The following is a 12,244-nucleotide window of genomic DNA, read 5'->3' as shown; positions in this document are numbered from 1 at the left end:
CTCGGCGCGGCGCTCGGGGCGGCGGTAGGCGCGGCGGCGTTCGACGGCGGCGAACGCGCACCGGACCCGCGCGAGGCGGTGCGCCTGGAGGTGGCCCCCGCGGACGGCAGCGCGCTGATCCGGCCGGACAGCCCGATCGACGTGCGGGCCCGCAACGGCACCATCGAGAACGTCACGGTGACGACGAAGGGCACCCGCGTGGAGGGCGGCCTGAACCGCGAGCGCGACCGCTGGCGGTCCCGCTGGGCGCTCGACCCGGACACCCACTACACCGTCGTCGCCACCGCCCTCGGCCGCGACGGCAGGACGCGCACTGTCACCAGCGTCTTCGGCACCGCCCGGCCCGACCGGACCCTGGAGGCGGCCCTCACCGCGCCCGACCACGGGGAGACCGTGGGCGTCGGCATGCCCATCGTGCTGCGCTTCGCGCAGGAGGTGACCGACCGCGCCGCCGTGGAGCGCGCGCTGGAGCTGTTCTCCTCCAGGCCGGTGGAGGGCGCCTGGCACTGGTTCGACGGGCAGAACCTGGTGTTCCGCACCCGCAACTACTGGCCCGCCCAGACCGACGTGAGGTTCCGGGCGCACCTGAGCGGCGTGCACGCCGGCGGCGGGCTGTACGGCACCAGGAACTTCGACGTGCGCTTCCGCGTCGGCGACCAGCACATCATCAGGGCCGACGAGGACCGCCACACGATGTGGGTGACGCACAACGGCCGCCTGGTCCGCACCATCCCCATCAGCATGGGCCGCGGCGGCATCGAGAAGTACACCACCACCAACGGCGTCCACCTGACCATGGAGAAGGGCAACCCGGTCATCATGGACTCGGCCACGGTGGGCTGCGGACCGGGATGCCCCGACTACTACCGCCAGATCGTCTACTACGCCGTACGTATTTCCAACAGCGGCGAGTACGTGCACAGCGCCCCCTGGTCCGTGGGCTCGCAGGGGTCGGCGAACGTCAGCCACGGGTGCGTCAACGCCAGCCCGGAGAACGCGCGCTGGTTCTACGACTTCGTCTACCGGGGCGACCCGCTGACGGTGACGGGCAGCTCGCGCGAGCTGGAGCCCGACAACGGCTGGGGGTACTGGCAGATGAAGTGGGACGACTGGGTGAAGGGCAGTGCGCTGAACCGGTCGCTGCTGGTGGGGCCTAACGGCAGCACCCCCGTGCGGACCGCCGTGCAGGCGCCCAGCCAGGCCGGCCCCCGCTCGTCCCCGGGCGCGCACGAGGGCCGCGGGACCGCTACCGACGATTGAGCGGGGGAGGCTCGGTCACACCGTGCATGCGCGCCCAGTCGCGGGCCATGGCGATGCGCTGCGGGCCGGCCGGGTGCGTCCGCCACAGCACGTACTCCACCGGGTCGGGGCGCAGGTCGGAGATGTTGCGCACCGACAGCTCCCGCTGCATCGACACGAACGTGGCCGGGTCGCGGGTCAGGTCGAGGGAGTGCGCGTCGGCGCGGGCCTCGACGTGCCTGCTGACGAGGTTCTGCACGGGGGCGCCGACCTGGGTGGCCACCGTCACCAGGGCCAGCACGAGCGCGGCCGAACGGGCGTCCGCCAGGCCGCTGGCGTCCACTCCCGCGCGTCTGCGCAGCCGGGGCGAGGTCAGCAGCACGTACAGCAGGCAGATCCCCCCGGAGACGGCCAGCGCCCCGATGAGCGTGCCGTGGAGCACGTCGTCGTTGTCGGCGTGCCCCAGCTCGTGCGCCACGATCGAGGCGACCTGCTCGGGCGGGGCGCTCTTCAGCAGGGTGTCGTAGACGACGATGCGCCGCGTGGACCCGAACCCCGAGACGTAGGCGTTGAGCGCGGTGGTGCGCCGTGACGCGTCGGCGACCAGCACGTCCGTCACCGGGACGCCGTCGCGTTCGGCCATCGCCAGCAGCTCGCTGCGCAGCGGGCCGGCGGGCAGCGAGTGGAACCTGTTGAACAGCGGTTCGACCGCCACCGGGTACACGAACGACGCGCCGACGACCAGCAGGAACCCGCCCGCCGCGGCCCCGGTCCACCACCAGCGGGGGAAGCGCCGCATCAGCAGGTACAGCAGCGCCAGCGCCACCGTCCAGATCACCCAGGTGACGCCCAGCGACTTGAGCTGGTCGGTCAGCCACGACGGCCACGACTGGGTGGACAGCCCGTAGCGGTGCAGCACCGACTCGCTCCAGGCGTCGAACGGCAGTCCGGCCAGCCGCACGGCCGCGGTGAGCGCCAGCGCCGCCGCGGCCGTGCGCAGCGGCCACCACGGCGCCCGCGCCGTCGCCCGGTCCAGCAGCCGCGCGCCCAGCGGCGTCAGCCCCAGGACGAGCACGAGGGCGAGGCCGACGAGCAGCCCCGCGTACGCGGGCGGGGCCAGGGCCGCGTCGAACGCCCGGGACCGTTCGATCTCGGCGGGGGTGAAGTCGAGGGCCGGGTCGGGGGCGGTGTGCCCGCCGGGGACGCGTCCGGGCAGCGGGTTCCACGGCGTGGTGACCGCCAGCACGACGCCCACGGCCGCGAACAGCGCCACCGACGCGATGGCCGCCGCGGTCCGCGGCCTGGTGCGCCCCCGGTCGGCCTGCGCCGTCCGGGGCCGAGGGTCCTCCGCCCGGTCCGCCCGCGCCGGAGCGTCCGCCGTGTTCTCGCCGCGTTCGCCGCTCACTGCCTCGCCTCCGCACACGCCGTCCCGCCGTCCGGCCCGTCTCGCCGCCCGCCCGGTGCCGCCGGCCCTGCCCCGTCGCCCGGTCTCGTCGCCCGGTTCCGTACCGTCAGCCCAGCTCCTCGCGGAGGTAGTCGCGCCACAGCGCGGTGAGGCGGTCCCGGTCGACGCCCAGTGTCTCGCGCAGCGCGGTGTCCTCCGGCATGCGGCCGGCGGCCCGGTAGAGCCGGACCAGCGTGGCCTCACCGTACCGCTCGGCGATCATCCGGCACGCCAGCCACGCCTCCTGGTAGGACTGCGACAGCCGCGGCGAGGAGCCGTCGAAGTCGGCGCGGCCGGGCAGCCCGTCGGGCAGCCGCCCGGCGGCGACGTCGGCGCGCAGCTCGCGGGCCGCCGACCGGACGCTCACGTCGGCCCGCAGGTAGCCGACGTAGTCGGCCAGGCCCTCGATCAGCCACAGCGGGGTGCGGCCGTCGCGGGCGCCGCCGGTGGCCACGTGGGTCAGCTCGTGCGTCAGCACGACGTCGCGGCCCAGCTCGTTCAGGCGGGCGAAGGCGGCGGGGGACACGACCACGCGGTCGGCGCCGGGCCCCTCGGCGGTGGGCGCCACGGTCGCGACGGCGGCGATCCGGTCGAGGTCCTGCGACGGCCCGGCCAGCGCGGAGGCCAGCCGGGCGTCCGCGGGCACCAGCGCGACGGTGCGCCGCCGGCCGCGGCCCGCCCCGTCGCCGCCGGTGCCCACGACGCCGGAGACGACGGGCACGGCCGCGTCCAGGCGGCGCGCGATCTCCCGCAGGCGCGGCCCGTCGCCCACCACGAGGGTGTGGTCGCCCCGCACGACGGTGAGCGCGCCGCCGTCGAAGATGTCGCCGTCGTCGGCCAGGCCGCGCGCGGAACCGTCGCCCACGATCGTCCAGGAGCCCGCACGCGGCGCGAACGTCAGGTACCGGGTGCGGACGACGGGGGCGTCGTCGAAGCCGCGCAGACGGTAGCTCAGCCGCACGCGGGCCACGGCGGAGCCGGGTTCGAGGCGGTCGAGCGTCTCGCTCCACGACGCCAGCGGGAGCCGGAGCAGGTTGTCGAACAGGCGGCCCTGGGCGTCGCGGTACGCGGCCGGGGCGGTGGCGACCGTGGCCATGAAGGCGGTGCGGTCGCGTTCGCGTACGGCGCGCGTCCGGTTGGCCAGGACGGCCGCGACCGCGCGCCCGTCGGGTACGGCGGTGGGCGTTGCGGAGACCGTGGTGCGGGCGGGCGCGTCGGGCCCGGCGGCGGTCAGGCCGAGTTCCGCCAGGAGGCATCCCGCCAAGGCGGCGGCAGCGGCGATGACGGCGGCGCGGCGCGAGACCCGGCGGGGCGATGGCCCGTCGCTCTCGGGGCGGCCGTCGTCGTCCTTCATGCGCGCGATCCTATGCGGGGGTGCCGCGCACGCGGGGGGACCCGGGCGCAGGACGAAGCGGCGTGGCCGCCCGTCGGGGACGGCCACGCCGCACAAGAGACTGAGGTTCGGTCCGTCATGGACCCGGCAAGATGCAGACCGCCGGAATACCGGGACGGCGGTCGCTGCTGTCGAGGAGAGTTCTCAGGTGGCGCTCACTCCTTCCAGACGCCTACCGGGTTAGCTGACGGGTTCGGTCGTGGAAGTCGACCTACGGCGCGCATCCCCTCGCTTTCCGGGGGCGGGGAACGGGCGCCGATTCACCCCGGAGCCGGCCACGGCCCGTGGGACGGGCCCGCGGGCGCCGGCTCGGTGGGTCCCCGGCTCCACCCCTGGCGCAGGGGCGGACTCGGCGGTCAAGCGGCGATGAACTTGTTCGGGACTTGCGATGTGGACGGCCCCCGGGGGCGGGATCCGTCCGGCCGGGCCCGTGCGGGCCTCCGTGGCGCGCTACCGGCGCCATGCACACCGGGGCGTGCGCACGTACGGCCTGGGACCGGCGAGCGGGGGACGGCATCTGGCGGATGCCGCGGAGGAGAGACGCGGCACGGTGTGCCGCTGCGGGGGCGCGGCACCTGGCGGGTGCCGCAGGCGACGTCTCGACGTCGGTGCCGGTACGGCGCCTGGCTGGCGTCGTAAGCGGTCACAAAGTACCAAAGAGCAACGGATAGGCAAATACCCGACAAAAAGATCTACGGTCCAGGTCGGAGCGCGTCCGACCTGGACCGTAGCCGGGAGAACGGGGCGGGACGAGGGGCGCGGGCCGTCAGACCCGCCCGGCGCCGTAGAAGTTCGTCCGGTAGTAGCCCGAGGTGATCGAAACGATCTCCACGTTCTTCCCGGTGCGCGGCGCGTGGATCATGTTGCCGCCGCCGATGTACAGCCCCACGTGCCCGAGGTTGTTGAAGAACACCAGGTCGCCGGGCTGCAGCGCGTCGAACGACACGCGGCGGGTGGCGGCGTACTGGCTGTTGGTGACGCGCGGCAGGTTCACCCCGGCGGCGCCCCAGGCCCGCATCGTCAGCCCCGAGCAGTCGTAGGAGTTGGGCCCCTCGGCGCCGTACTGGTACGGCTTGCCGAGCTGCGCGTAGGCGAACTGGATCGCCGTGCGCGCCGACCCGCTGGCCGGGCCGTTGTAGGTGGCCCCGCTGCCCGTGCCGGGCTTGTCGGCGGTCTCGCCCAGCTTGGCCAGCAGCTTCTTCTGCGCCGCGATCGACTTTTCGACCTCGGCCTTCTTCTGCTTCAGCTCCTTGGCCTTCTTGACGACCTCGTCGTAGGCCGCCTGGGCCTGCGCCTGCTCCCGGCGCAGCCGCTGCGTCGAGGCCAGGAACTGGTCCAGCTCCGAGCTGCGGTTGCGGGACAGGTGCGAGATGACCGCGGACTGGTCGAGGATCTTCTGCGGGTCGTCCGCCGCGGCGAACCCGACGACGCCGCCGGTGTCGCCGTTCTTGTACGCGGCGGCCGCCATCTCGGCGATCTTCTGGCGCAGCTCGTTGAAGGTCTTCTGCTCGTCCGCGCCGGCCTTCTTGGTCGCCTTCAGCTTGCGCTTGGCGATCTTGAGCTCTTCGCCGACCTGGTTGTACTTCTCGACCAGCTGCTCGACCTGCTCGTTGAGCTTGGTGAGCTTCTTACGGGCTTCGGCCGCGCTCGGCGTCGGCTCGGCGTGCGCCGCCGCCATGGGCACCGTCAGGGACGCCGCCACGGTGAGGCAGGCGGTCGCCACCAGGCGCCGGGGGGCGAGCCGCCCCCCGAAGAGGTTCCGTGGGCCTCGCGAGTCCGCCGCGGGAGCCCCGGTCATATGACTGGTCACGGTCGGTTATGCCCCTCTCGTCCATGACATCAGCCGACGACACTAGCGAGGGGGCACACCCGTCACAACCGATTCGTCACTACTTGCACTGCATATTCGGCACAACGTCGCGTTGCGTCACAGCATGATCGCCGCACGTTCAGGAGCGGCCCAGGCGGCGCAGCAGCAGGGTGGACGGAGCCGGCCGGGCCCCCGCCCGGCGGGCCGCGTCGGCCACCTCCCGGTCCGACGACACCACCACGATCGCCCGGCCCGACGGCTCGGCCCGCACCAGCTCGCCGATCAGCTCGTCGGCGGTCTGCCCGGGACGGCTGAACAGCACCCGCACCCCGCGCGGCGGGTTGATCGCCACCGGGACGTCCAGCGCGGCGCCGTCGAACACGCACGTCACCTCGGCGCGGGTCTGCGCCGCCAGGCCGCCCAGCCCCGACAGCAGCCGGACCCGCTGGTCCGACAGCGGCAGCTCCCCGTAGCCGGTCTTGGTGACGTTGTAGCCGTCCACCAGCAGATGCACCTGCGGCAGCGTCAGCAGCCGGTCCAGCAGCTGCGGATCGTCGTCCGACAGCGACCGGCCGGGCAGCGCCCGCAGCGCCTGCCGGTCCGGCGCCACCCCGCCCACCGCGTCGGCCGGGCGGCCGATCGTCGATGGCAGCGCCAGCTCCCGCCGCACCCCCTGCGCGGCGTCCACCAGCGCGTCCAGCAGGATGCGCAGCCGCACGTCGTCGATGTTGCGGCCCTCCCGGGCGGCGCGGCGGGCCGCCTCGGCGTTGGCCTCGGCCTGCTCCAGCCGCACGCGCAGCCGCCGCACCTCCTTGGCGTCGGCCGCCGCCGACTCCAGCGCCGCCGCCGCCCGCCGCTCGGCCGCGGCCACCGCCGCCTCGGCCTCCTCGCGCACCGTGCGCGCCTTGGTGCGGGCCTCGTGCAGCTTGCGCCGCAGATCGGCGATCTCGGCCTTGGCCTCGCGCAGCTCGGCGCGCAGCTTGTCCGCCTCGGCCGCACGCGACTCGCGCAGCGCCGCCAGGTCCTCGCGCAGCGCCGCGACACGGCGCTCGGCCGCGGCCTCCTCCGAGGCGGTGGCGGACCGCACCAGTTCCTCGCGCGCCGCCTCCAGCAGCCGCGTCCAGCCGTCCGGCCGCAGCAGGTACGCCAGCGCCGCCACCCGCGCCGGATCGGCGGCGGGCGGCACCCGCCCGGCCTCCAGCGCCTCGGCCAGCTCGGCCTGCCCGGCGCGCAGCGGCTCGGCGACGCGGCGCCGGAACGCCTCGTCCTTCTCCAGCAGCGCCGCGATGTGCGGCGCGGCGAACTTGGCGCGCTTGCGCCGCTCGAACCGGGCGAACGGGCGCAGCGGAGCGGGCACCTCGTCGGGCGGAAGGGCGCCGATCAGCTCCGCGGCGGCCTCGACGACATGCTGCCGGACCGCCTCGGGGAGGGGACGGACGAGCCGCTCGTCCGGATCCGGGCCGCTGTCGATGGTCCTGCTCCTCCCAGGCCGAAATGACCCCCGGTGCGCATTCTGTTCCCGGGTGCCATGCACCTTAACCAGCGCGAACGCGTGATCCCCCGACCCCCTGCAGCCCCGAGGGCCGCAAGGCCCCCGGCAGGGGTTCGGCCGGTCCGCGCCCGCCCCCCGAGGGCACAGCGGCCGCACGGTGCGTTCCGGCATGTCCACACTAGCGGCACCGGCACTGTCGGTGGCGTCCTCTACGGTCACCGGCATGACTGCTGTGCCCCGCCAACGCGGTCCCGCCTCCGGCGGCGGACCCGCTCCGACCCACGGCGTCCAGGGCACCCTCGACGACCTCGGCACGCCCCTCGCCGAGGTCACCTTCGTCGTGGTCGACCTGGAGACCACCGGCGGCTCGCCCAAGGACTCGGCCATCACCGAGATCGGCGCGGTCAAGGTCCGCGGCGGCGAACCGCTGGGGGAGTTCGGCACCCTCGTCGACCCCGGCGGCCCCATCCCGCCGTTCATCACCGCGCTCACCGGCATCACCCAGGCCATGGTCACCGCCGCCCCCCGCATCGAGGCGGTGCTCCCGGCGTTCCTGGAGTTCGCCCGGGGCGCCGTGCTGGTGGCGCACAACGCCGGGTTCGACGTCTCCTTCCTCAAGGCCGCCTGCAGCGCCCACGGCTACACCTGGCCCGCGTTCCCCGTCGTCGACACCGTCGACCTGGCCCGCCGCGTGCTCACCCGCGACGAGGTGCCCAACTGCAAGCTCGACACCCTGGCGCGGTTCTTCCGCACCGGCGCCGCGCCCCGCCACCGCGCGCTCGCCGACGCCCGCGCCACCGTCGACGTGCTGCACGGGCTCATCGAGCGGCTCGGCTCCCTCGGCGTGCACTCGCTGGAGGAGCTGCGCTCGTTCGCCAAGGCGCCCACCCCCGAGCAGCGCCGCAAACGCCACCTGGCCGCCGACGTGCCCAGCGCCCCCGGCGTCTACCTGTTCGAGGACGCCCGCGGCGAGGTGCTGTACGTCGGCAAGAGCGGCGACCTGCGCACGCGCGTGCGCAGCTACTTCACCGGCTCGGAGACCCGGCTGCGCGTGCGCGAGATGGTCGGCCTGGCCGAACGCGTCCGCACCGTCGTGTGCGCCACCGGCCTGGAGGCCGAGGTCCGCGAGCTGCGGCTCATCGCCGAGCACAAGCCCCGCTACAACCGCCGCTCCAAGTTCCCCGAGCGGTCGCTGTGGCTCAAGCTGACCGACGAGCCGTTCCCGCGGCTGTCGATCGTGCGCGAGTGCCGCGACGACGGCGCCGCCTACCTGGGGCCGATCGGGTCGCGGCGGCAGGCCGAGGAGGCCCGCGCCGCGCTGCACGAGGCCGTCCCGCTGCGCCAGTGCACCCAGCGGCTCACCCCCCGGATCATCGCCGCCGGACGGGCCCGCACCTGCGTGCTCGCCGACCTCGGCCGCTGCGGCGCCCCGTGCGAGGGCCGGCAGAGCGCCGACGACTACGCCCGCCACGCCGCCGCCGTCCGGGCGGTCATGGCGGGCGACGTGCGGCCCGTCGTCGCCGCGGCGCAGGCGCGCATCGACCGCCTCACCGCCGACCTGCGCTACGAGGAGGCGGCCGCCCAGCGCGACCGGCTCGCCGCGTTCGTCTGCGCCGCCGCACGCGGACAGCGCCTGGCCGCGCTCGCCCGCTGCGCCCAGCTGGTGGGCGCGCGCCCCGCGTTCGACGGCGGCTGGGAACTGGCCGTGGTGCGCTACGGCAGGCTCGCCGCGGCCGGGACGATCCCGCCGCACGCCCACCCCCGCCCGTACATCGACGCCCTCGTCGCCACCGCCGAGACCGTGTTCCCCGGGCCCGGCCCCGCGGGCGCCGCCAGCGCCGAGGAGATGGAGTGCGTGCTGCGCTGGCTCGACTCGCCCGGCGCGCGCCTCGCCGAGGTGCAGGGGGAGTGGAGCTGCCCCGTGCACGGCGCCGAAGGGCTGCGCCCCTGGATCGAGGCCGCCTACGTCAAGCCCGACCCCGAGGACCACGGGTCCCCGCGCCCTCTGCGCTGACGGGGCCGCGGCCCGCTAGGGTGACGGACTGACCCCGGCGCTCCACCGTCCCTTCAGCGTTCCGCCGTCCCCTCGGAAGGAAGCCTCCCGCGCATGGCCCTGCCGCTGTACGACAGCCAGCCGACCCGCAGGGTGCCCTGGGTCACCTACACGCTGGTGGCGGTGAACGTCGTCGTGTACCTGCTCACCCCCATGGCCAACTTCGCCACCTGGTACGGGGAGGGCCGGGCCCGCGAGTGCCGCGCCGCCGTGTTCGTGCTGGAGCACGGCGCCGTGCCCGAGGAGCTGACCACCGGGCGGCAGCTGCCGCCGCCCGACTCGATCGTCCGCCGCTGCGGCCCGGTGAACTACGACAAGACCCCGTGGGTGTCGGCGTTCACCTCGATGTTCCTGCACTCGGGGGCGCTGCACCTGATCGGCAACCTGGTCGCCCTGTTCGTCGTCGGGCAGGGCGTGGAGGACCGCCTCGGCCGCCGCCGGTACCTGCTCAGCTACCTGGCGTTCGGCCTGGTCGCGGTGTACGGGTACGCCTACACCTCCGCCGACACCGGCACGCCGCTCATCGGCGCGTCCGGGGCCATCGCCGGAGTGCTGGGCGCCTACCTGGTGCTCAACCCCCGCGGCCGCATCGTCAGCCTGGTCATGCCCGTGGTGATCCGCCTGCCGGTGTGGACGGTGCTGGGCTACTGGTTCATCATCCAGTGGCTGTCGACGGGCGACGACGACAGCAACGTCGCCTACGTCGCGCACATCTACGGCTTCGTGGCGGGCATGCTGTTCGCGCTGCTGGCCCGGCGCGCCGGCCCGGCCCGCAAGATCGCCGCGCTCAGCCGCGGGTAGAGTCGGGCGACGGGGTCGCACCCGAGACGCCGTACCGGACGCCGTACGGGTCGTCGTCAGAGCAGAGACCGGGCCAGAGGCTGGGGAGGTAGCGGTGGTCACCGCCATCGTGTTCGTCAAGACCGACGTGGCGCGCATCCACGAGGTGGCCGAGGCGGTCGCCGCACTGGACAACGTCAGCGAGGTCTACTCGGTGACCGGCGAGTACGACCTGATCGCGATGGTGCGGGTGCGCCGGCACGAGGAGCTGAACGACGTCATCCCGGGCCGCCTCAACAAGGTCCCCGGCATCCTCGACACCGAGACCCACATCGCCTTCCGCACCTACTCCCAGCACGACCTGGAGGCGGCCTTCTCCCTCGGCCTGCCCGACTCCGACTGAGCGGCGACGCGCCCGGGGCCGTCCTGCGCGGGCCCCGGGCGCGTCCACGCCGGGAAGGCCGCGTCAGCCCTTGAGGGACCGGGTGGTGGCGACCCAGCGGTCGAGAAGGGCGGAGGCGGCGCCGGAGTCGACGGCCTCGGCGGCGCGGCCCAGCGCCTCGCCCAGCGCCGCGGTCAGCCCGTCGGCGGCCGGGACGCCGTCGTAGGCCACCATCAGCGCCGCCGCGTTCAGCAGCACCATGTCGCGGACGGGGCCGCGCTCGCCGGCGAACACCGCGCGGGCCACCCCCGCGTTGTAGGCGGCGTCGGCGCCGCGCAGGTCCTCCGGCTTGGCCCGGGGGATGCCCAGCTCGGCCGGGTCGAAGGTGGTCTCGGTGGCCGCGCCGTCGCGCACCACCCACACCGTGGACGTGCCGGTGGTGGTCAGCTCGTCGAGCCCGTCGTCGCCGCGGAACACCAGCGACGAGCAGCCCCGCTCGGCGAACACGCCCGCGATGACGCCCGCCATGCGCGGGTGGAACACGCCCACCGCCTGGCAGGTGGGGCGGGCCGGGTTGGTCAGCGGCCCCAGGAAGTTGAACACCGTGGGGGTGCCCAGCTCGCGGCGCGGCTTGGCCACGTGCTTGAACGCCGGGTGGTACAGCGGCGCGAAGCAGAACGCGATGCCCAGCTCCTCGGCCACCCGGGCGTTGTGCCGGGGCGGCAGGTCGATGGCCACACCCAGCGCCTCCAGCAGGTCGGCCGCGCCGCACGACGACGAGGCCGCGCGGTTGCCGTGCTTGACCACCCGCACGCCCGCCGCGGCCGCCACCACCGCCGCCATCGTGGAGATGTTGACGGTGTGCGCGCGGTCGCCGCCGGTGCCGACCAGGTCGGCGATGCGGCCGGGCACCGTGATCTCGGTGGCGTGGGCCAGCATGCCCTCGGCCAGGCCGGCCACCTCCGCCACCGTCTCGCCCTTGGCGCGCATGGCCACCGCGAACCCGGCGATCTGCACGTCGGTCGCCTCCCCGGCCATGATCGTGTTCATGGCCCAGGCGGTCTCCTCGCTGGACAGCGACTCTCCGTCGAGCAGGGCGCCCAGCAGCGCCGGCCAGGTGGTGCGCGCATCCATGGTGCTCCCCCGAGGGGCGGGTCGGCCCGGCCCGCCCGGCCAGCGGCCGGACGGGGCGGGTTCAGGCGGTCGGTCGGGGCTCGTCGGCTAGACGGCCGGGAGGCGGTCGGCGGTGCGCTTGCGCACCAGGTCGGCCACCGCGCGGGCCACCGCCATCGGGTCCAGCGGCCGGCTCACCACGGCGTCGGCCCGCGACCAGGTCGCCAGCCAGCCGTCGTCGCGCCGGGCGATGACGGCGAGCACCGGCGGGCAGTCGTACACCTCGTCCTTGGCCTGCCGGCACACCCCGAGGCCCCCGGCGGGCTGCGCCTCGGCGTCGACCACCATGACGTCGATGTCGCCGCGGTCGAGCCGCTCCACCACGGCGGGCTGGGTGGCGATCTCCACGTACTCGACCTTGGGCAGGTCGGCGGCGGGCCGGCGGCCGATCGCCATCTTGATCTGGGCGCGGGTGTCGGCGTCGTCGCTGTAGACGAGAACCTTCACGGGGCTCTCCGGCGCGGTGCTCATGGCAGAG

Annotated in this window: 10 protein-coding genes and 1 riboswitch; of the genes, 4 read left to right on the top strand and 6 right to left on the bottom strand. The window is 74.9% G+C overall.

Translation table 11 applies throughout. From position 1 onward, the window contains the following. On the top strand, positions 1–1,260 hold a 1,260-nt coding region (locus ABD879_RS14515; protein WP_345021615.1), incomplete at its 5' end, for a L,D-transpeptidase. Here the strand turns inward: ABD879_RS14515 and ABD879_RS14510 are convergent. The 4 genes from ABD879_RS14510 to ABD879_RS14495 form a co-directional block, all read right to left on the bottom strand. Beyond that, on the bottom strand, positions 1,247–2,644 hold the full coding sequence (locus ABD879_RS14510) for a M48 family metallopeptidase (RefSeq protein ID WP_345021613.1): 1,398 nt from the start codon (positions 2,642–2,644) through the stop codon (positions 1,247–1,249). The genes ABD879_RS14515 and ABD879_RS14510 overlap by 14 nt on opposite strands. 106 nt (positions 2,645–2,750) lie before the next feature. Continuing rightward, positions 2,751–4,037, bottom strand: a complete 1,287-nt coding sequence (locus ABD879_RS14505; protein WP_345021612.1) for a hypothetical protein — start codon at positions 4,035–4,037, stop codon at positions 2,751–2,753. Positions 4,038–4,230: 193 nt separating this feature from the next. Then, a riboswitch (cyclic di-AMP (ydaO/yuaA leader) is annotated at positions 4,231–4,441 on the bottom strand. Between the two features lie 401 nt (positions 4,442–4,842). After that, positions 4,843–5,799 (bottom strand): C40 family peptidase, encoded by a 957-nt coding sequence (locus ABD879_RS14500; protein ID WP_345021610.1) that lies wholly within the window; start codon positions 5,797–5,799, stop codon positions 4,843–4,845. A gap of 226 nt (positions 5,800–6,025) precedes the next feature. Next, the gene (locus ABD879_RS14495; RefSeq protein ID WP_345021608.1) at positions 6,026–7,420 is read right to left on the bottom strand and encodes an NYN domain-containing protein; all 1,395 of its coding nucleotides are present in this window, start codon (positions 7,418–7,420) and stop codon (positions 6,026–6,028) included. Positions 7,421–7,601: 181 nt separating this feature from the next. Between ABD879_RS14495 and ABD879_RS14490 the strand changes: the two genes are divergently transcribed. From ABD879_RS14490 to ABD879_RS14480, 3 genes are all read left to right on the top strand, one after another. Then, entirely contained in the window at positions 7,602–9,392 is a 1,791-nt protein-coding gene (locus ABD879_RS14490; protein WP_345021607.1) for a DEDD exonuclease domain-containing protein, read from the top strand. A gap of 93 nt (positions 9,393–9,485) precedes the next feature. Next, positions 9,486–10,232 (top strand): rhomboid family intramembrane serine protease, encoded by a 747-nt coding sequence (locus ABD879_RS14485; protein ID WP_345021606.1) that lies wholly within the window; start codon positions 9,486–9,488, stop codon positions 10,230–10,232. A gap of 94 nt (positions 10,233–10,326) precedes the next feature. Continuing rightward, positions 10,327–10,614: an Lrp/AsnC family transcriptional regulator gene (locus ABD879_RS14480; protein WP_345021604.1), complete on the top strand. Its 288-nt coding sequence runs from the start codon at positions 10,327–10,329 to the stop codon at positions 10,612–10,614. Between the two features lie 63 nt (positions 10,615–10,677). On the opposite strand, the gene trpD is transcribed toward ABD879_RS14480, so the two are convergent. Beyond that, entirely contained in the window at positions 10,678–11,727 is a 1,050-nt protein-coding gene (gene trpD / locus ABD879_RS14475; protein ID WP_345021602.1) for an anthranilate phosphoribosyltransferase, read from the bottom strand. Between the two features lie 87 nt (positions 11,728–11,814). Then, the gene (locus tag ABD879_RS14470) at positions 11,815–12,237 is read right to left on the bottom strand and encodes a hypothetical protein (protein WP_345021600.1); all 423 of its coding nucleotides are present in this window, start codon (positions 12,235–12,237) and stop codon (positions 11,815–11,817) included. Positions 12,238–12,244 lie beyond the last annotated feature (7 nt).

The organism is Actinomadura keratinilytica (genome assembly GCF_039539665.1).
In the GTDB taxonomy this organism is placed as follows: Bacteria; Actinomycetota; Actinomycetes; order Streptosporangiales; family Streptosporangiaceae; genus Spirillospora; species Spirillospora keratinilytica.
Note: the sequence above shows the minus strand (reverse complement) of the source record. Positions and strands in the feature narration are given on the sequence as shown.